This window comes from Candidatus Pseudomonas auctus (genome assembly GCF_048654275.1).
GTDB lineage: Bacteria > Pseudomonadota > Gammaproteobacteria > Pseudomonadales > Pseudomonadaceae > Aquipseudomonas > Aquipseudomonas pharyngis.
In genome coordinates, this window is sequence record NZ_JBJYZK010000007.1 from 35,908 (window position 1) to 54,269 (window position 18,362).

Sequence of the window (18,362 nt, forward strand, 5' to 3'; positions counted from 1 at the left end):
TACTTTCCTCGACTATAGTCGCTCGCTGTTGACTCTCAGGATAGTAGTTGGGTTTTTTATGTTTTCCACTCTGCTGTAGGAAACGAAGAAAATACGAAAAAAAGATTATTAGATCAGGCCAAAAAACGCCCGGATCCCATGATCACGAAAGTACCGCTCGATCACCTTCGGATCCGCGCTGTTGTCGGCAATCGCCACGTAGGTATCGGGGCGCAGCAGGTAAAAGCCGTTGCGCCCCAGGCCCGCCGTTTCAAACGCCGGACGCCAGTCGAACACGTGCAGCGGCAAGTGATGTTCATTGCACCAGGCGATCATCTCGTCGCTGGTGTCGCCGTACACATGCACCTGCCAGCACGGCTGGCGCAACGGCTCGTAATTGTCCCCCTCGCCATCATGGGCCCACGGCAAGCGGTCACCGCCGTGGACGTGCCCGGCCACGCCTTCACTCAACGCCATGCCCCGATAGTTGAGGGTGATCTGCGACACCGTGCGAAACAGGAATTCGCGGCTGCTCTCGAATGAGGCCATTTTCGGAATCAGGAACGGCGCCAGCCGTGTGCGCAACAGGTCGGCCAGGCGGCCTTCGGCGGTGACGAAGCTGAAGACCTTGTCGGTGGTCGACACCAGTCGCCGGGCGAAGGCGATGCGTTCGGTTTCGTAGCTGTCGAGCAGCCCGGGCGTGGCCGCGCCGCCGAGCACTGCCGCGAGTTTCCACGCCAGGTTGATCGCATCGCCGATGCCGGTGTTCATGCCCTGACCGCCGGCCGGGCTGTGCACGTGCGCCGCATCGCCGAGCAGAAACGCCCGGCCCTTGCGAAAGTGATCAGCCACCCGGTGATGCACGCGGTAGGTGGAGAACCAGTTGACGTCCTCGACGTGCACGTTCAAATGTTCGATGGCGCGATTGCTGACGTCGGAAAACTCGAGGGTTTCGGCGCGATCCGCACGCTCGTCGCGCACCGTGCCAATCAACCGCGCGCGGCCTTCGCCGGCCAGCGGGAACACCGCGAGAAAGTCCGCCTCATCCAAGTCCAGATGCAACTCGCCATTGAGCGCCGGACCGCTGGCCCGCACATCGGCGACATAGAAAATCTGCTGATAGGTGCCGCCGGGAAAACCGGTGTCGAGGGTCTTGCGCACGATTGAACGAGCGCCGTCGCACCCGGCCAGATAGCAGGCCTGGCAGATTTCCTGCTCGCCATCCGGCAGGCGCAAATGTGCGGTGAGGCCGTCACCGTTTTCCGTGAAGCTCTCCAGCGTCGTGTTGCGCTCGACGGTCACGTCGTAGTCTTCCAGGCGGTCGATCAACAGCCGCTCGTGTTCGTCCTGCGGGTACATTTCCAGAAAGGCATAGGGCGTCAGGCCTTCGCCGATCCGGTTCAGCGGCAGCTGCGCCACCGGTTTGCCCTTGACCCAGAAATTCGCCGCGGCCACCCGATGACCGTTGCGCACCACCGTATCGGCCAGATCCAGTTGCCGGTACAGCTCAAGGGTGCGCGCCTGCACCGCCAGCGCCCGCGAGGTGGTGCCGGGGGCGGAGGTCTTGTCGATGATGCGTACGCGCACGCCCAGTTTGCTCAGCCACAGGGCCAGCACCAGCCCGGTGGGGCCCGCGCCGATGATCAGAACATCATTGCGGTTCATGGTCTGTGCTCCTCGCGTGTCCTGATCCGAGACTTGCCACTGCAGCAGCAAGTATGGATCAGACGGCGAGGGCGGCCAGTCGGCCTGCCAAACGGAACGATGGAACAGCGCCGCCGGCCCGCAGTCCTATCCTGCACCCTGCGATTGAGCGTAGGGTTAACCCGGCTCAACGGACTGGATGAAGCGTTATGCACACCCCTCGATTAATCGTCAGCCTCGCCGCGCTGCTGGTACTGGCCGGTTGCGCCGGTCAACGCAGCGAAGAACCGGCGCCGCGCCCGCCCGCCGAGGTCAAGGCGCAGATCGTGCGCCTGCTGCCGGCAAAAACCGTCGACCGCCAGGGCTGGGCCACCGACATCTACGCTGCTTTCGCCGCTCAGGGCATCAGCCCGACCACGCAGAATCTGTGTTCGGTGCTGGCCGTCACCGAGCAGGAATCCACTTTCCAGGTCGATCCGCCGGTGCCTGGCCTGGGCAAGATCGCCCGTGACGAAATCGACCGCCGCGCCGCCAAGGTGCATATCCCGAGCCTGTTGGTCAGCGGCGCCTTGCAGGTGCGCTCGCCGAACGGCAAGACCTACAGCGAACGCCTGAGCGCCGCCCGCAGCGAAAAGGAATTGAGCGCGATCTTCGACGACTTCATCGGCTCGGTGCCGATGGGTCGTACGCTGTTCAGCGGTTTCAACCCGGTGCACACCGGCGGGCCGATGCAGGTCAGCATCGAATTCGCCGAGCAGCATGCCAAGGACTATCCGTACCCGGTGGACGGGACCATTCGTCGCGAGGTGTTCAGCCGTCGGGGCGGCATGTACTTCGGCATCGCCCATTTGCTCGGTTATCCGGTGAGTTATCGCGAACCGCTGTACCGCTTCGCCGACTTCAACGCCGGCTGGTACGCCAGTCGCAACGCGGCGTTTCAGAACGCGGTCAGCCGGGCGTCGGGGATTCCGCTGGCGCTGGATGGCGACCTGATCCGCCCGGGTGCGATCATGCCGGGCAGCACTGAACTGGCGGTGCGCGCCCTCGGCAAATCACTGGGCATGCGCAATCCGGTGATCCGCGATCAACTGGAGAAGGGCGATAGCCTGGCTTTCGAGGAGACCAAACTGTATCAACGGGTCTTTGAGCTGGCGGAGCGTGCGGAAGGCAAGACATTGCCCCGTGCGGTGTTGCCGGGCATCGTGCTGCAGAGCCCGAAGATCACCCGCAAACTGACCACGGCGTGGTTTGCCAAACGGGTCGACGAGCGCTATCGGCGCTGCATGGCCAAGGGCTGAGGACGATCAAAAAGGTATAAAAAAACCCGGCTGACGGGAGCCGGGTTTTTTCTGGGTTGTTGCGGTCAAGCCATTCATTCAGGCAACGCGACGTTCAATCAGGCGATCCGAACCACCTTCGGCAACTCGACGTTCGATCAGGCGATCCGAACCACCTTCAGCAACGCGACGTTCAATCAGACGATCCGAACCACCTTCAGCAACGCGACGTTCAATCAGACGATCCGAGCCACCTTCGGCAACGCGACGTTCAATCAGACGATCCGAACCACCTTCAGCAACGCGACGTTCAATCAGACGATCCGAACCACCTTCAGCGACGCGCCGTTCAATCAGACGATCCGAGCCACCTTCGGCAACGCGCTGTTCGATCAGACGATCCGAGCCGCCTTCGGCGATCATGGTGTGGGCCGGTTTGGCGGCAAATGCGTTGAAGGCCAGAACCGAGAGGGCAATGCTGAGGATGACTTGGCGTTTCATGATTTTGTGCTCCGGGGGTGTTGTTTGTTTGGTATGGAGCGGATGTTACGCCCGGGATTTTTTAAGAGAACTTCATTGACGTGATGGTGAACATCGACGCCGATGATGGTTTGTCATAGCACCTTCACTGCGCGGCCAATTGCCTGGATCGGCCCGGTGGGTTTGCCGATCGTCGAACCGTTGGCGCCCTCCAGCGTCAGCTCGAACAACTGATTCGGTTGCAGCGGCGGCAGCTTGTCCAGCGGGATCGACAGCGCTTGCCCCGGTTTGACCAACCCCAGCGACACCGGCCCTTGCCAGCCGTCGGCCTTGGTCCAGAACTCCAACGCCTTGTCGGCCGGCACCTCGACCACGCCCAGCGGAATCAACTGAATCTCCCGTGGGTTGCTGGCCTGGATCACCCAGCCCGGCGCCTTGTCCTGCGGGGCGACCAGTACCACCAGAAAGCTCGGTTTCGGGGTGGTTTGAGTTAGCAGGATCGAACCCAGCAACAAGGTCGCGGCCAGCCCGGCAGCGCTCAAGCCGCGCCACAGCGACAGGCGGTTCCACCAGGAAATCTCGGGCGCCACCTTATGGGTGAGTTGCCCGACACTGCGTTCGATGCGTTGCCACAGTTGCGAAGAGGGCTGATGCGCCGGGGCGAGGTCGGTCAGCTCCAGCAGACGCCGTTCCCAGGCATCCACGGCCGCTTGCAGCTCGGGCTCGTTGGGCAACCGCCGTTGCACTTCGGTGCGTTCTTCGGCCGAGAGCGTGCCGAGCACGTATTCGCTGGCCAGTTCATCGCGTTCCTGCGCCGATTCGGTGGTCATCCCATGCACTCCCGCAACGCATTGAGGCTGCGCTTGATCCAGGCTTTGACGGTGCCCAGCGGCGTGTCGAGGCGTTGGGCGATCTGTGCGTGGCTGTAACCGTCGACGTAGGCGTGAAGGATGCAGCGGCGGCGTTGCGGTTCCAGTTGATGCAGGCAGCGATGGATGCGGGTCGATTGCGCCAGCGCCTCGAAGCCGTCATCAATCGCCAGAGATTCGTTGCTGTCGTTCAACGGCGTTTCCCGGTCGTGATTGCGCAGCACATTCAGCGCCAGATGGCGGGTCACGCTGAACATCCAGCCCCGGGCCGAACCGCGCGCCGGATCGAAACCCGCCGCGCCGGCCCAGATCTTGATGAATGCGTCGTGAACGATGTCTTCGGCCAGCGCCGTGTCGCGCACCAGACGTCGGGCCACACCGAGCAGCCGCGGGCTTTCCTGCACATACAATTCGCGCAGGGCCCCGCGCTCGCCGCGGGCACAGGCGGCGAGGCGGGCTTCGTAATCGAACGCGGTTTCGGGTAATGGCATGTCCTGCAATCTAGCAAGCATCGGCCAAACGTCCAGTCAGGCTCAGTTCGCCGCCCAGAAAATGTAGTCGGCCTGGTACTTCACCACTTCCTGTTTGCCCTTGTTCGCCGCAGTGCATTCGCTGCCCGGCGCCACGCCGCCCTTGAGCGCGACGCGTTGGATGTAGCTCACGCCGCTCATAGCGCCTTTGCCCTCGGCGGGGTTGGCCTTGACCAGTTGATAGGGCAGGTTGCCCGGGCTCGAGGGGGCTACGGCCAGTTGCGTGCCGGTGACTTTCGAGCCGTCCTTGGCCTGCCAGGTGGCGGGCGGGCCGAAGTAGGTGCCAACCTGTTTGCCGCTGCGATCGTTGAGCACCGCTTTCGGGCCGACGAACACCCACTCGGTCTGGCCGGCGGCATTGGCCTTGTCCCGGCATTCGTAGGTGATCTCGCCGACCCCGGTGGTTTCCATCGCGATCTTGTGGCCGTCCGGCACCTTGATCGCATCGGGATAACTGCTTTGGGCAAAGCTCGAAGAGGCGACGGCGAGCAAACCGGTGAGGCCAATCAGTTGAGTGATGTTCATCAGTGTTTCTCCGAAAAAGGGTAAACCGCTGACAGCCGAAAGAGGGCTGTTACAGGGACTACCCGTGACGGAGGCGTTTGGATGCAGTGGCCGGAAAATAAATCTGAAAGCTCTGAAGGTCAGATTGCTGTAACCCGCTCGCGCCCGGTTTTTACCAAGGCCAGGCCGGAGGCTTTCAGCAGTTCCTGGGTATAGGCATGCTGCGGCGCCGCAAAAATCTGGCGCGAGGCTCCCTGTTCCACCACCTTGCCATCCTTGATCACCATCAAGTCGTGCGCGAGCGCATGCACCACCGCCAGGTCATGGCTGATGAACAGGTACGTCAAGCCATGGCGGATCTGCAACTGCCGCAACAACTCCACCACCTGTTTCTGCACCGTGCGATCCAGTGCCGAGGTCGGTTCGTCGAGCAGAATCAACGCCGGTTCCAGCACCAATGCGCGGGCGATGGAAATGCGCTGGCGCTGGCCGCCGGAAAATTCGTGGGGATAGCGATGGCGGCTCTGCGGGTCGAGGCCGACTTCCTCCAGCACGCGGATCACCGCTGCCTCACGTTCTTCGGGCGTGCCGATGCCGTGGGTCAGCAGGCCTTCGGCGATGATCTGCTGTACCGACATTCGCGGGCTGAGGCTGCCGAACGGGTCCTGGAACACCACCTGAATCTGCCGGCGCAACGGGCGCATCAAGCGCTGATTGAGCAGGCTCAAATGCTTGTTGCCGAAGCGAATATCGCCCTCGGATTCCACCAGCCGCAGAATCGCCTGGCCCAGCGTCGACTTGCCCGAGCCGGACTCGCCGACAATCCCCAGAGTCTTGCCCCGTTGCAGACGGAAACTCACGCCGTCCACGGCCTTGATGTATTGCTGGGTGCGGCTGAACAACGCCTTGGGTAGCGGGAACCAGACTTTCAGATCGTCCACCTCCAGCAGGTTGTGATCGTAGCGACTCGGCACCGGCGCGCCCGACGGTTCTGCCTCGATCAGCAGGCGGCTGTAAGGATGCTGCGGGGCGCGGAAAAGCGTTTCGCAATCGGCCTGTTCGACGATTTCCCCGTGGCGCATCACGCACACCCGTTGGGCGATGCGCCGCACCAGATTGAGGTCGTGACTGATCAGCAGCAGCGACATCCCGAGGCGTTGCTGCAACTCGATCAGCAGCTCGAGAATCTTCTGCTGCACGGTCACGTCCAGCGCGGTGGTCGGTTCGTCAGCGATCAGCAATTGCGGCTCGTTGGCCAGCGCCATGGCGATCATCACCCGTTGCCGCTGGCCGCCCGATAGCTGGTGCGGATAGGCCTTCAAACGCTGCAACGGCTGGCGAATGCCGACCAGTTCCAGCAGTTCCAGCGTGCGCTGGCGCGCGGCGCGGCCCTTGAGGCCCTTGTGGATCTCCAGCACTTCACTGATCTGTTTTTCCACCGTGTGCAACGGGTTCAGCGAGGTCATCGGCTCCTGGAAAATCATCGCGATGCGGTTGCCGCGCAAGCTGCGCATTTGCTGTTCGCTGGCGTGCAGCAAGTCCACGTCGTTGTAGCGGATGCTGCCTGTGCTGCTGACGGTTTTGGCCGGCAGCAAACGCAGGATCGAGTGCGCCGTCACCGACTTGCCCGAGCCGGATTCGCCGACCAGTGCCAGGCACTCGCCACGGCGGATGTCGAGGTTCACGCCGTGCACCACTTCGTGCCCGGCGAAGGCGACGCGCAGGTCGCGGATTTCAATCAGGTTGTCGGTCATTTCAGCTCCGGGGATCAGGATCGCGGATCGAACGCGTCACGGCAGGCTTCGCCGATGAACACCAGCAAGGACAGAATCAGCGCCAGGGCAAAAAACGCCGTCAGCCCCAGCCACGGCGCTTGCAGATTGCGCTTGGCCTGGCCGATCAGTTCCCCCAGCGACGCGGTGCCGGCGGGCATGCCGAAGCCGAGAAAATCCAGCGCGGTGAGGGTGGCGATGGCGCCGGTCAGAATGAACGGCAGGTAGGTGAGGGTGGAGGTCATGGCGTTGGGCAGAATGTGCCGGCGCATCAGCTCGCTGTCCGTCAGGCCCAGGGCCCGCGCGGCCTTGACGTATTCCAGGCTGCGTCCGCGCAGGAACTCGGCGCGCACCACGTCCACCAGTGCCAGCCAGGAAAACAGCGCCATGATCCCTAGCAGCCACCAGAAGCTCGGCGAGACGAACCCCGACAAGATGATCAGCAGGTACAGCACCGGCAGCCCCGACCAGATCTCCAGCACCCGTTGCCCGAGCAAGTCGACCCAGCCGCCGTAATACCCCTGCAACGCTCCGGCGACGATACCGACCAGCGCACTGACGGCGGTGAGAATCAGCGCGAACAGGATCGAAATCCGCGTGCCGAAAATCACCCGCGCCAACACGTCCCGCGCCTGATCGTCGGTGCCCAGCCAGTTGCTGGAGGACGGCGGACTCGGCGCCGGTTCCGTGAGGTCGTAATTGACCGTGTCGTAGCTGAACGGGATCGGCGGGAACAGCATCCAGCCGCCCTGATCCTCGATCAGTTTGTGCACGTAATTGCTGGCGTAATCCGGCTGGAACGGCAGCTCGCCGCCGAAATCGGTTTCCAGATAATCGCTGAGGATCGGGAAGTAGAAGGCGTGGTGGTAGCGGATCACCAGCGGCTTGTCGTTGGCGATCAGTTCGCCGCCGAGGCAGATCAGGCACAGCCCGATGAACAGCCACAGCGACCAGCGCCCGCGCCGGTTGGCCTTGAATTGGGCGATGCGCCGCCGGCCCAGAGGGGAGAGTGTGAACATCAGGCAGTCCTCGCCGAGAAGTCGATGCGCGGGTCGAGCAGGGTGTAGCAGAGGTCGCCGATCAGCTTGATCAACAGGCCGAACAGGGTGAACAGAAACAGCGTGCCGAACACCACCGGGTAGTCCCGAGACACCGCCGCTTCGTAGCTCATGCGCCCGAGGCCGTCGAGGTTGAAGATGGTTTCGATCAGCAGGGAGCCGGCGAAAAACACCTCGATCAATGCTGACGGCACACCGGCGACCACCAGCAGCATCGCGTTGCGAAACACATGGCCGTAGAGCACGCGCCTTTCGGTCAGGCCCTTGGCGCGCGCGGTGATCACGTACTGGCGGCTGATCTCGTTGAGGAAGCTGTTCTTGGTCAGGATCGTCAGCGTCGCAAAACCGCCGATCACCAGCGCCGTCACCGGCAACACCAAGTGCCAGAGGTAGTCGCCGACCTTGCCCCACAGGCTCAGGCTGTCGAAATTGTCCGAGACCAGACCCTGCACCGGAAACCAGTTGACGTAGCTGCCCCCGGCGAACACCACGATCAACAGAATCGCGAACAGAAACGCCGGCATCGCGTAACCGACGATGATCGCCGTGCTGCTCCAGACATCGAACGCGCTGCCGTTTTTGATTGCCTTGCGAATGCCCAGCGGGATCGAAATCAGGTAGGTGATCAAGGTCGCCCACAGGCCGAGGGACAGCGACACCGGCAGCTTCTGCACGATCAGATCCGTCACTTTCGCACCGCGAAAGAAACTGCTGCCCAGGTCCAGTTGCGCGTAGTTCTTGAGCATCAGCCACAGGCGTTCGTGCATCGGCTTGTCGAAGCCGTAGTGGTGCTTGATCTCTTCGATCAGCGCCGGGTCCAGGCCACGGCTGCTGCGCCCGGCACCGCCGATCGCGGTGACCTCGCTGGCGCCGCCCATGCTGTGCCCGCCGAAGCCTTGCAGGCGGGCGATGGCCTGTTCCACCGGGCCTCCGGGCGCGGCCTGCACGATGACGAAGTTGACCACCAGAATGCACAGCAGCGTCGGGATGATCAGCAACAGACGTCGACTCAGATAACGCCACATGTCACTGGCCCCCCGCGAGCTGGCGCAGGGCACTCATCTGCTGGTTGGTCAGCGGCTTGGCCGAGACCTCCCACCAGGTATCGAGGCCTTCGCTGTAGATCGGCTGTACCGCCGGCCTGCCGAAGCGGTTCTGAAACACCGTCGGCGTGCCTTTGGAGTAGTAGTTGGGAATCATGTAGTCACCCCATTGCAGCACCCGGTCGAGGGCGCGGGCGTAACGCACCATGGCGTCGCGGGTATTGGCCTGGACCAGGCCGTCGATCAGCCGGTCCACCGCAGGATCCGCCAGCACCATCGAGTTGGAGCTGCCGACCTGGGTCGCGCTCTGCGAGGCATACAGGCTGTACAACTCGCGGCCCGGCGAGACAATTGGATCACCGCTGCGGGGGAAACTGGTGACGATCATGTCGTAGTCCCGGGCGTTGAGCCGGTTGATGTATTGCGCCGAATCGATGCGTCGCAGATTCAGGGTGATGCCGATCTGCGCCAGGGTGCGTTTGTACGGCAGCAGCATGCGGTCGAAACCGCCCTGACCGTCGAGGAAGGTGAATTCGAAGGGCTCGCCGGCGGCGTTCACCAGCCGATTGTTTTTCGGTGTCCATCCGGCCTCGGCCAGCAGCTTCAGGGCCTGCAACTGCTTGTCGCGGATGTAGCCGCTGCCATCGGTTTTCGGCGCCTGATAGACCCGGCTGAAAACCTCGTCCGGAATCTGTCCGCGCAGCGGTTCGAGGATCGCCAGTTCTTCGGCGTCGGGCAGTGCGGTGGCGGCCATTTCACTCTTCGGCCAGTAGCTGTTCTGGCGCACGTAGAAGCCGCGCATCATCTGCTTGTTGGTCCACTCGAAATCCCACAGCAGGCTCAGCGCCTGACGCACGCGGCGATCCTTGAACAGCGGGTTCTGCAGATTGAACACGAAACCCTGGGCGCTGGTCGGTTTGTCCGGGGCGAGAATCGCCTGTTGCAGGCGACCGTCACGCAGGGCCGGGCTGTCGTAGCCGACCACATAACCGGACGAGGAAAACTCGCGGTTGTAGTCGAACGCGCCGGCCTGCAGCAGTTGCCGGGCGACGTCGGTGTCGCCGTAGAAATTCACGGTCAGGCTGTCGAAGTTGTACATCCCGCGACTGACCGGCAAGTCTTTGCCCCACCAGTGCGGATCTCTCTGAAAACTGATGCTGCGTCCCGCATCGACCTTGCTCACCCGATACGGGCCGCTGCCCAATGGTGGTTCGAAACCGCCGCCGTTGGCGAAGTCGCGGGTTTTCCACCAGTGCTCGGGCACCGGTCGCAGCGACGCCAGATCCAGCGCCAGGGTGCGGTTGAGGTTGTTCTTGAAGGTGAAGCGAATCTGCCGCGGGCCTTCGATCAGCACGTCCTGCACGTCGGCGTATTGCTGGCGATAACTCAGGCTGCCCTTGGTCATCAACAGCTCGAAGGTGTAGCGCACATCCTCGGCGGTGATTGGCGTGCCGTCGGCGAAACGCGCCTCGGGATTCAGGTTGAAGCGCACCCACAGACCGTCGGGATCGCGCTCCATGGTTTGCGCCACCAGACCGTAGACGGTGTAGGGCTCGTCCAGCGAGCGGAACGCCAGCGGCGAATACACCCAGTCGTTGACCTGCACCACGGAAATGCCCTGATCGGCGTACGGGGTGATGTAGTTGTACTGACCGATCTCCATCGAAGCGCGGCTGAGCGAGCCGCCCTTGGGGGCGTCGGGATTGACGAAATCAAAGTGCTGGAAACCGGCGGGGTATTTCGGCGCCTCGCCGTACACCGTCATCGCGTAGCTGCCGCCGGCCAGCGCAGATGCCGCGTTGCACAGCAGCGCGCTGCCGAGCAGCAGGCCGGCCATGTTGCGCAGAAAACTCATGAGATCACTCCTCAAACCTCTGAATGAACAAGGACCCCATGTGGGAGCTGGCTTGCCAGCGATGGCGTCGTGTCAGCCGACATCTACTTCGCTGACATACCGCTATCGCTGGCAAGCCAGCTCCCACAGGGTTATGCAGTGCTCGTTCCTTAGAAGTGGTACGTCATGCGCGCAAACAGCGTGCGGCCCAGCGGATCGGTGTAGCGCGGGTCATAACCGCTCTGGAAGTTGTAGGCCTGGTTGGAGAACGGCGGATCGCGGTCGAACAGGTTCTTCACCCCGGCATCGACGTCCAGCACCTTGTCGAAGGTGTAGCCGGCCGACAGGTCCCACACCGAATACGACGCGACCCGCGCGTTGGTCTCGCGGTCGTAGTCGTTGTAGCCGGTAGTGAAGCGGTTGGTCAGTGCCGCACGGGCCGCGCCGAAGGTCCAGGAACCGGTCAGGTTGTGTTTCCAGCGGGCGATCACACCATCACCCCGGAAGTCGCCGACCTTGTCGGTGAACGGGCCCTTGATGGTGCTCTGGAAGTCGTACTCGTCGACATAGGTGCCTTGCAGGCCCAGACCGAACTGACCGTACGGCGTGTTCGGGAAGCGATAGTCCAGCGATACATCGACGCCGTTGGTTTCAACGATGCCCAGGTTGGCGTTGCCGGTGACGATGTAGTTGAGCGTGCCGTCGGCGTTGCGCACGAAGCGGTCAGGGTAGCTGCCGGCCTGATCGAACACGGTGGATTCCGGGAACGGCTGGATCTGGTTGGAGATGTGAATCCACCAGAAATCCAGGCCCACGGACAGATTGCTGACCGGCTGATAGACAAAGCCCAGCGTCACGTTGCGCGCTTTCTCCGGGGCCAGGTCTTCGTTGCCGCCGATCTGGTTGAGGAACTGCTGACCGCAATCGCGCCCGCCGTTGCCGCCCGGTTGTACCACGCCGCCGGTACACAGTACCGGGTCGTTGTAGTAGCCCTGGGTGTAGGTGATGCTGCGCGGCGAATACAGCTCATACAGCGACGGCGCGCGGAAGCCTTCACTGTAGGCGCCGCGCACCACCAGCTCCTTGAGCGGCTGATAACGGAACGAGTATTTCGGGTTGGTGGTGCTGCCGAAGTCGCTGTATTTGTCGTGACGCACGGCGGCGGACAATTCCAGGCTGTCGAGCACCGGCACGTTGATTTCCGCGTAGGCGGCTTTCACGCTGCGGTCGCCCTCGACGCTGCCGGCCGGGTCGATGCCCAGGCTCTGGATGTCGCCGGCAAAGGCTTCGAAGTCCTGGTGGAATTTCTCTTTGCGGTACTCGCCGCCCAGGGCCAGGCCGGACGGACCGGCACCAAACCAGTCACCGATTTCGCGGCTGATCCGCCCGTCGAAACCGGCGACCCGACCGACCGCCGTGGAATAGGCGCCGTGGTACGCGGCCTGATCGATGTACTGCTGACCGGCGCTGCTCTGCGGGCCGAACGGGTTGAGCAGACCGCTGGCCAGACCGTCGATCATCGCCTGATCGCTGACGTAGCCGCTGGTGACGCTGGAGACGATCTTGTTCTGGTTGTACGAGGCGCCGACGTTGTAGTCCCAACCGCCGACCAGACCATCGAAGCTCAGCAAAAAGCGCTGGCTGGTGTTCTGGTCTTTCGATTCACGCGGGCCGGCGGCGGTTTCGCGCCAGTTCACGTCCACCGGTTGCGTCGGGTCGAGGGCGAAACCGGTGGGCGCCGGGGTGATGCCGTTGCCGGGGTAGTAGGGCGAGGACGAATCCAGGCTCAGGCCGGTCAATGGCGCCGGGCCGATAGCAGTGGCGTTGTTGTTGCGCGACCAGAAGTATTCGAGGTTGACGTTGTGGTCGTCGGCCAGTTTGCCGGTGGTCTTGCCGAAGAACGAAGTCTTCTCGGTCTGCGGCACCAGGTCGATGTACTCGCGGGTGCTGAAGCGGCAGAGGCCGTCGCGGGCCACCAGGTTGGGGCCGTTGCAATTGCTGTTGGCCAGCGGGTTGGTGGCGTTGCCGTTCTGGCTGTAGTTGCCCGGGAACGCGGTGCCGGAGGTCTGGTCCAGGCCCCGGCCGGGCACGTAGTCGCGGGCGAAGGAGCGGTCGTTGGCGTCGAGGTTCTGCTGCTTGTTGTAGTTGAACACGCCGAGCACGTTGAAGCGGTCCTGTTCCAGGTCGCCGTAGCCCCAACTGGCGCTCATGTCCTTGGTCGCACCGCCGCCGCTGTGGGTCGGGGTTTCGCCGCCGAGGGTGAGCTGGCCGTCGGTCATGGATTTCTTGGTGATGAAGTTGATCACGCCGCCGATGGCGTCGGTACCGTACAGGGCCGAGGCGCCGTCGCGCAGCACTTCCACGCGCTCGATCGCGGCAAACGGGATCATGTTCAGATCCACCGCGCCGCCGGCCGAGTTGGTGCCCGACAGGGCGTTGTTGGCCAGCCGGCGACCGTTGAGCAGCACCAGCGTCTTGTTCGCGCCGATGCCGCGCATGTCGGCGAACGAGGCGCCGCCGGTGGCCGCGCCGACCGAGCCTGCGCTGTTGTTGATCGACTGGCTGCCGGTGATGCGTTGCACCAGTTCGGCGGTGGTGGTCACGCCCTGTTTGCGCAGTTCATCGGCCTTGAGCACGGTGATCGGCACCGCGGTTTCCGCATCGACCCGACGGATCGCCGAACCGGTCACTTCAACCCGTTGCAGTTGCGTGGTCGGCGCGACCACCGCCGCAGCGGCCGGGACGCTGTTGTCGTCCTCGGCGGCTTGTACCCCGGCACCCATCCCCATGGCCACCAGGTACAACGGAACGAAACGGTGGCGGGAAATCGTCGCCACCAAGGGTTTGAGCGTGAAGCGTGGAGTGTTCATCAGCATGGTTGTTTCCGACTTTGTTAGACGTTTATCGAAATGGCCTTGTGAGCCCTCTTTGCACGGAGCACGGTGGTGCCGCGCCGCGAAAACCACTTTCTTCAAGCAAGCCGATCCCCTCCGAAGACGCGCTGCGTTTTTTCGGTCGGCCGATTGCGACGGGATTCAACGAGCGGTGCCGGGCGCGTCCCTCACTGCGCGCCCGGCACCGCCGTCAGCGGGTGGTCATCACCGATATCTTGGTGATGCCCGAGCGCTCGATGGACGCCATGGCTTTGGCGACCTGGCCGTAATTCACGGCGGAGTCGGCCTGCAGCTGCACGCGCACGTCAGCATCCTTGGCCTTGACCTCCTTGAGGCTGGCCTCCAGTGATTCCGGCGCCAGCTCGGTCTTGGCCAGGAAGAACTTGCCGTCCTGATCGACGCTGACCACCACCGGATCCTTCTTTTCGGCGGGAGCGACGGCGTCGGTTTTTGGCAGGTTGACCTTGATCGCGTTGGTCATCAGCGGTGCGGTGACGATGAACACCACCAGCAGCACGAGCATCACGTCCACCAGCGGCGTGACGTTCATTTCGCTGAGCACTTCATCGCTGTCTTGAGTGGAAAAGGACATCAGCTGGCCTCCCGCACGGCGGCCGTGGTTTTGGCGATGGCCTGGCGGCTGATGGAGAAAGCGCTGCGCGAGGCGAGGGCGTCGAAGTCGTGGGCGAAGTCATCCATATCCGCCGATGCCAGCTTCAGACGCCGCAGAAAGAAGTTGTAAATCAGCACCGCCGGTACCGCGACGGCAATCCCCACGCCGGTGGCGATCAGCGCGTGGCCGATCGGCCCGGCCACGGTTTCCAGGCTGGCCGAACCGCTGGCGCCGATGCTTTGCAGGGCTTCCATGATTCCCCACACGGTGCCGAACAGACCAATGAACGGCGCGGTGCTGCCGATGCTGGCGAGGATCGCCTGGCCGTTTTCCAGCGAGCGACGTTCCTTCTGGATCTGCTGGCGCAGGTTGCGCTCCAGGCGGTCGGCACGGTTGATGGTGTGCGCCAGTTGTTGGGTGGTACGAGGGGATTCTTCCACCAGCAAGGCTTCGAAACCGCTGCTGGCGATCCGCGCCAGGGAGCCCGGATACTGGCTGGCGTGTTCGGCAGCGGTGAGCAGGTCCGGCGCGCCCCAGAAGGCTTTGCTGAACTGCTTGTTCTGGGTTTTCTGGCGCAGGTATTGCGCCGACTTGACCAGCAGGATCGCCCAACTGACCACGGAAAACAGCACCAGCCCCCAGAGCACGCCGGGGACAATCATCGAAGACAGAGAATCGTTCATGGCTACACCTCGCTTGCGTTAATCGGTTGTGAGTTCGGTTGTTGTGCCGTCATTGCGGCAATTTGAAATCGATGGTCTGGGTGGCGAAGCCGTCGATCGGTGTGTCGCCGCGCTTGGCCGGGATGAACTTCCAGGCCTTCACCGCCGCGACCGCCGCGTCATCCAGTTGCGGCTTGCCGCTGGACTTGGTCACCGTCACCGAACCGGCGCGACCGTTGGCCAGCACCTGAATCCGCAGCACCACGCTGCCTTCCCAGTTGCGCCGCAGGGCCAGCGACGGGTATTCCGGCGGCGGGTTGCCGAGGCTGGCGAGGCCGGAAATCGCCGCCGACTCTTTCACCGGGCCCGGTGCCGCAGCAGGTGCCGGAGGCGCGCTCGGGGTGGCCGGGGCGGCAGGCGCAGCCGGTTGCGCAGGGGCGGGAGGCGCTTTCGGCGGTTCGGCCTTTTTCACCGGTTTGGGTTTCTCGACCGGTTTCGGTTTTTCGATCGGCTTGGGTTTCTCCACCGGTTTGGGCGGCGGCTTGACCGCGTCCTCGTCTTCCACCGGCTGTTCCGGTTCGGGAGGGGGCGGCGGGGGTGGAGGCGGCTCCGGTGTCGGCGGGGCCGGAGGTGTCGGGCTGGTCAGCTCGACGGTCATTTCCGGAATTTCCGGTGGCGTGGGCAGCGGCTCGGCCCGCGCCTGCTGGAAAAACCACCAGGCGCCGCCGTGTATCAACGCCGACACCGCCACCAGCAACAGCATCTGCTGTTTGTTCAGGCCGCCGGGCTGCGAAGTGTTGGCCTTAAACACGGGCCGGCCCGCAACCGACGGGAGCGGCGCTTCCCGCAAGGGCCCCGGCGGACTTCTGTGCTTTACCGCATCGTTCATTAAAGCTCCCTCGGCTGGATGAAGGGCAATAAGGTGCCGTTCGAACAACAGGGCGTTGTTCGAGTGAGTGGTCGCAACTTTCATACAGGTGTGCAGAAGCCGATAGTTGAACTATCTATTGAACAGGGCTTGTGCAGCTTATTGCTTCAGTAATGTCGACTTCGATGGTTCATTGATCCGGTCCGTGGCTGTTCTTTTATAAGTGAGTGTGCAATTGAGTGGCGAACATCATTCTTGCCCTCATGGTTGATGCAATAGCAACCGCTGTGCCAAAGAGTGACCAAATGTGTATCGGTTATTTCATGGGTGATACGTATGTCGCATTTATATAAGTTTCATTAAACAGGCCGGTTTTCCTGGGCGCATGACGTCCCGATGGCCCTGTTTGCAGAGCTTTTTTCAGGGCGAGACAGCTCTGGCGCGGTATCGCGCTGTTCAGCGAGATAGAGCGGCTGTTCTCGTGTCGGCCAGGGCGCGTGATGGTGCGTGCCGGACTGATTTGGTGCGGGTCAGGGTTTTAGCGGGTCACAGGCGATGTTCCTTGTTCTTGTTTAAGTAAAGTCGGTCGTTCCGCATGAACGATGTAATGACTGGAAGTGCAGTTTTGGTGCGCTTCGAGCATCAACTCCAAACAGCAAAAGTTGTACGGGTGTGCTGTCGGAAAGTTATTGTCGAACAATCTGTTCTGGCATTCATTAATGCAGCGCGCACGCAATGACTGCTTGCGTGCTATTTAAAAAATAAATAGTGAAGGTGTTCAGGTAATAAAAGGAATGCACGGACTGTTCGGCGGGCGAACGCGGCGCAGGTAAACGGGCACGGAGAGAAGAGGGTGGCGCAGCAGGTCAAGATTCACGCGGTGAACTCCTTGTTGCCAGCTCGGATACGCGAACTTTTGGTTCGGTATCGCACCTTACAAGAACGCGGATAGCGTTCGCTGATTGCTCTTGGTGCGGGATGGGCACCGCCAGCGCTGTTTTGCGAGATCAGGGATTCGCAAGCTGCCGATGAATGCGCAATCCGTGCCAAATTCGATACAACGGCTATAAATAGGGCCAGGCGGGATGCCTTTCGCAGTGGAGGAGGGGATATGTATCAGCTCTACGGACACCGCAACTCAGGAGCAGCGGCCATCGAGGCGGCGCTCGAGCTGTGCCAGGTGGCTTACCGCTTCATCGATATCGAGGCCAGTGCGGAAGCGGCGCAGGAGCTGGCGCGGCTCAATCCGCTCAAACAGATCCCGACCCTGCAACTGCCGGACGGCAGTGTCATCACCGAAAGTGCGGCGATCCTGATTCATCTGGGCCAAAGCTTTGCGCAATCCGGCCTGCTGCCGGCCAACGGCGCTGACCGCGATCAGGCGATTCGGGGCCTGGTGTACATCGTCAGCAATTGCTATGCGGCCATCGGGATCATTGATTACCCGGAACGCTGGCTGGTGATGCCGGACGAGGCCTCGCGACAGAATCTGATGGCGGGTGCGCGGGAACGACTGCACTGGAGCTGGGAGGTGTTTGCCGATCAGTTCTCGGCCGAGCTGTACCTGGACGATGAAACACCGGGCGCACTGGATGTGCTGGCGGCGGTGGTCACGCGCTGGGCCGGTGCCCGCGAACACCTGCGCCAGGCCCGACCCGGTTTCCATGCGTGGCTGCAGCGCATCGACCGGCACCCGGTGCTGGCGCCGGTCTTTGCGCGGCATTGGCCCGGCTGATCACTCCCCGCGAATGTACTGCTCCAGCTGCTTGATCAGTTCGGCCTGTTCGGCAATCGCTTCCTTGACCAGGTCGCCGATCGACAGCAGGCCGATCAGCTTGCCGTTCTCCACCACCGGCAAGTGACGCAGGCGTTTGTCGGACATGATGCCAAGGCAAGTGTCGACGGTCTGATGGGTGTCCACCGTGATCACGTTCGCCACCATGATGTCGCGCACCGGCGTGCCCACCGAGGAGCGTCCGTGCAGCACCAGTTTGCGTGCGTAATCGCGCTCGCTGATGATGCCCACCACGTTGTCGTCTTCCACCACGAGCAAGGCGCCGACGTTCTTCTCGGCCATTTTCATCAGCGCTTCGAGCACCATGTGATCGGGTTTGATCTGGTGCACTTCCTGATTTTTCGGATCTTTGAGCTTGAGCAGCTGGGCGACGGTTTTCATGGCGGTTACTCAGGTGTTGTCGTTGTTCTCCAAGCATCGTAGACGCAGGCGCGCAGGGCAAGGCCGCAAAACGGCAGATAACACGCAAAAAACGTCATTTGACCGGGTTTTTCATGGCGAGGCCTTTGTCACGGGTGGCGGCAATGCCGCGTAGAATGC

Annotated in this window: 16 protein-coding genes; 2 read left to right on the forward strand and 14 right to left on the reverse strand. The window is 62.5% G+C overall.

Going from position 1 to position 18,362, the window contains the following annotated elements; all coding sequences use genetic code 11:
- Nucleotides 1-108 precede the first annotated feature (108 nt).
- Nucleotides 109-1,644, reverse strand: a complete 1,536-nt coding sequence (locus tag ACKUG4_RS14700; protein WP_445434275.1) for an FAD-dependent oxidoreductase — start codon at nucleotides 1,642-1,644, stop codon at nucleotides 109-111.
- A gap of 188 nt (nucleotides 1,645-1,832) precedes the next feature.
- Here ACKUG4_RS14700 and ACKUG4_RS14705 point away from each other — a divergent pair, with 188 nt between their 5' ends.
- The gene (locus ACKUG4_RS14705) at nucleotides 1,833-2,921 is read left to right on the forward strand and encodes a DUF1615 domain-containing protein (protein ID WP_236191622.1); all 1,089 of its coding nucleotides are present in this window, start codon (nucleotides 1,833-1,835) and stop codon (nucleotides 2,919-2,921) included.
- 78 nt (nucleotides 2,922-2,999) lie between these two features.
- Here ACKUG4_RS14705 and ACKUG4_RS14710 read toward each other — a convergent pair whose 3' ends face one another.
- From ACKUG4_RS14710 to ACKUG4_RS14765, 12 genes are all read right to left on the reverse strand, one after another.
- Complete coding sequence (locus ACKUG4_RS14710; RefSeq protein WP_445434276.1) at nucleotides 3,000-3,401, reverse strand: phage infection protein; 402 nt, start codon at nucleotides 3,399-3,401, stop codon at nucleotides 3,000-3,002.
- Nucleotides 3,402-3,514: 113 nt separating this feature from the next.
- A complete protein-coding gene (locus tag ACKUG4_RS14715; protein WP_445434277.1) occupies nucleotides 3,515-4,210 on the reverse strand; it encodes an anti-sigma factor in 696 nt (231 codons plus the stop codon).
- Nucleotides 4,207-4,740 (reverse strand): sigma-70 family RNA polymerase sigma factor, encoded by a 534-nt coding sequence (locus ACKUG4_RS14720; RefSeq protein WP_445434278.1) that lies wholly within the window; start codon nucleotides 4,738-4,740, stop codon nucleotides 4,207-4,209. Before ACKUG4_RS14720 ends, ACKUG4_RS14715 begins: the two co-directional genes overlap by 4 nt.
- A 42-nt stretch (nucleotides 4,741-4,782) precedes the next feature.
- Nucleotides 4,783-5,304, reverse strand: coding sequence for a DUF3455 domain-containing protein (locus tag ACKUG4_RS14725; RefSeq protein WP_445434279.1), 522 nt, complete (start codon nucleotides 5,302-5,304; stop codon nucleotides 4,783-4,785).
- A 119-nt stretch (nucleotides 5,305-5,423) separates the two neighbouring features.
- A complete protein-coding gene (locus ACKUG4_RS14730; protein WP_445434280.1) occupies nucleotides 5,424-7,037 on the reverse strand; it encodes an ABC transporter ATP-binding protein in 1,614 nt (537 codons plus the stop codon).
- Nucleotides 7,038-7,051: 14 nt separating this feature from the next.
- Nucleotides 7,052-8,074, reverse strand: coding sequence for an ABC transporter permease (locus ACKUG4_RS14735; RefSeq protein ID WP_074689103.1), 1,023 nt, complete (start codon nucleotides 8,072-8,074; stop codon nucleotides 7,052-7,054).
- The gene (locus tag ACKUG4_RS14740; protein WP_011335075.1) at nucleotides 8,074-9,138 is read right to left on the reverse strand and encodes a microcin C ABC transporter permease YejB; all 1,065 of its coding nucleotides are present in this window, start codon (nucleotides 9,136-9,138) and stop codon (nucleotides 8,074-8,076) included. Before ACKUG4_RS14740 ends, ACKUG4_RS14735 begins: the two co-directional genes overlap by 1 nt.
- Nucleotide 9,139: 1 nt before the next feature.
- Nucleotides 9,140-11,011: an extracellular solute-binding protein gene (locus tag ACKUG4_RS14745; RefSeq protein ID WP_445434281.1), complete on the reverse strand. Its 1,872-nt coding sequence runs from the start codon at nucleotides 11,009-11,011 to the stop codon at nucleotides 9,140-9,142.
- A gap of 149 nt (nucleotides 11,012-11,160) precedes the next feature.
- Nucleotides 11,161-13,866 (reverse strand): TonB-dependent receptor, encoded by a 2,706-nt coding sequence (locus ACKUG4_RS14750; RefSeq protein WP_445434282.1) that lies wholly within the window; start codon nucleotides 13,864-13,866, stop codon nucleotides 11,161-11,163.
- Nucleotides 13,867-14,074: 208 nt separating this feature from the next.
- Nucleotides 14,075-14,476, reverse strand: coding sequence for an ExbD/TolR family protein (locus ACKUG4_RS14755; RefSeq protein ID WP_011335072.1), 402 nt, complete (start codon nucleotides 14,474-14,476; stop codon nucleotides 14,075-14,077).
- On the reverse strand, nucleotides 14,476-15,180 hold the full coding sequence (locus ACKUG4_RS14760; RefSeq protein ID WP_039770206.1) for a MotA/TolQ/ExbB proton channel family protein: 705 nt from the start codon (nucleotides 15,178-15,180) through the stop codon (nucleotides 14,476-14,478). The genes ACKUG4_RS14755 and ACKUG4_RS14760 overlap by 1 nt, the downstream gene beginning before the upstream one ends.
- 49 nt (nucleotides 15,181-15,229) lie before the next feature.
- Nucleotides 15,230-16,048: a TonB family protein gene (locus tag ACKUG4_RS14765; protein WP_064597914.1), complete on the reverse strand. Its 819-nt coding sequence runs from the start codon at nucleotides 16,046-16,048 to the stop codon at nucleotides 15,230-15,232.
- A 1,090-nt stretch (nucleotides 16,049-17,138) separates the two neighbouring features.
- Here ACKUG4_RS14765 and ACKUG4_RS14770 point away from each other — a divergent pair.
- Nucleotides 17,139-17,762 carry a glutathione S-transferase N-terminal domain-containing protein gene (locus ACKUG4_RS14770; RefSeq protein ID WP_011335069.1) on the forward strand — a complete coding sequence of 208 codons (624 nt, stop codon included), beginning with the start codon at nucleotides 17,139-17,141 and terminating at the stop codon, nucleotides 17,760-17,762.
- Here ACKUG4_RS14770 and ACKUG4_RS14775 read toward each other — a convergent pair whose 3' ends face one another.
- Nucleotides 17,763-18,203 carry a CBS domain-containing protein gene (locus tag ACKUG4_RS14775; RefSeq protein WP_011335068.1) on the reverse strand — a complete coding sequence of 147 codons (441 nt, stop codon included), beginning with the start codon at nucleotides 18,201-18,203 and terminating at the stop codon, nucleotides 17,763-17,765.
- Nucleotides 18,204-18,362 lie beyond the last annotated feature (159 nt).

Excerpts from the sequence above, each read along its gene's own strand:
- ACKUG4_RS14700 (WP_445434275.1), bottom strand. The coding sequence starts at position 1,644 with ATGAACCGCAATGATGTTCTGATCATCGGCGCGGGCCCCACCGGGCTG.
- ACKUG4_RS14705 (WP_236191622.1), top strand. The coding sequence starts at position 1,833 with ATGCACACCCCTCGATTAATCGTCAGCCTCGCCGCGCTGCTGGTACTG.
- ACKUG4_RS14710 (WP_445434276.1), bottom strand. The coding sequence starts at position 3,401 with ATGAAACGCCAAGTCATCCTCAGCATTGCCCTCTCGGTTCTGGCCTTC.
- ACKUG4_RS14715 (WP_445434277.1), bottom strand. The coding sequence starts at position 4,210 with ATGACCACCGAATCGGCGCAGGAACGCGATGAACTGGCCAGCGAATAC.
- ACKUG4_RS14720 (WP_445434278.1), bottom strand. The coding sequence starts at position 4,740 with ATGCCATTACCCGAAACCGCGTTCGATTACGAAGCCCGCCTCGCCGCC.
- ACKUG4_RS14725 (WP_445434279.1), bottom strand. The coding sequence starts at position 5,304 with ATGAACATCACTCAACTGATTGGCCTCACCGGTTTGCTCGCCGTCGCC.
- ACKUG4_RS14730 (WP_445434280.1), bottom strand. The coding sequence starts at position 7,037 with ATGACCGACAACCTGATTGAAATCCGCGACCTGCGCGTCGCCTTCGCC.
- ACKUG4_RS14735 (WP_074689103.1), bottom strand. The coding sequence starts at position 8,074 with ATGTTCACACTCTCCCCTCTGGGCCGGCGGCGCATCGCCCAATTCAAG.
- ACKUG4_RS14740 (WP_011335075.1), bottom strand. The coding sequence starts at position 9,138 with ATGTGGCGTTATCTGAGTCGACGTCTGTTGCTGATCATCCCGACGCTG.
- ACKUG4_RS14745 (WP_445434281.1), bottom strand. The coding sequence starts at position 11,011 with ATGAGTTTTCTGCGCAACATGGCCGGCCTGCTGCTCGGCAGCGCGCTG.
- ACKUG4_RS14750 (WP_445434282.1), bottom strand. The coding sequence starts at position 13,866 with ATGCTGATGAACACTCCACGCTTCACGCTCAAACCCTTGGTGGCGACG.
- ACKUG4_RS14755 (WP_011335072.1), bottom strand. The coding sequence starts at position 14,476 with ATGTCCTTTTCCACTCAAGACAGCGATGAAGTGCTCAGCGAAATGAAC.
- ACKUG4_RS14760 (WP_039770206.1), bottom strand. The coding sequence starts at position 15,180 with ATGAACGATTCTCTGTCTTCGATGATTGTCCCCGGCGTGCTCTGGGGG.
- ACKUG4_RS14765 (WP_064597914.1), bottom strand. The coding sequence starts at position 16,048 with ATGAACGATGCGGTAAAGCACAGAAGTCCGCCGGGGCCCTTGCGGGAA.
- ACKUG4_RS14770 (WP_011335069.1), top strand. The coding sequence starts at position 17,139 with ATGTATCAGCTCTACGGACACCGCAACTCAGGAGCAGCGGCCATCGAG.
- ACKUG4_RS14775 (WP_011335068.1), bottom strand. The coding sequence starts at position 18,203 with ATGAAAACCGTCGCCCAGCTGCTCAAGCTCAAAGATCCGAAAAATCAG.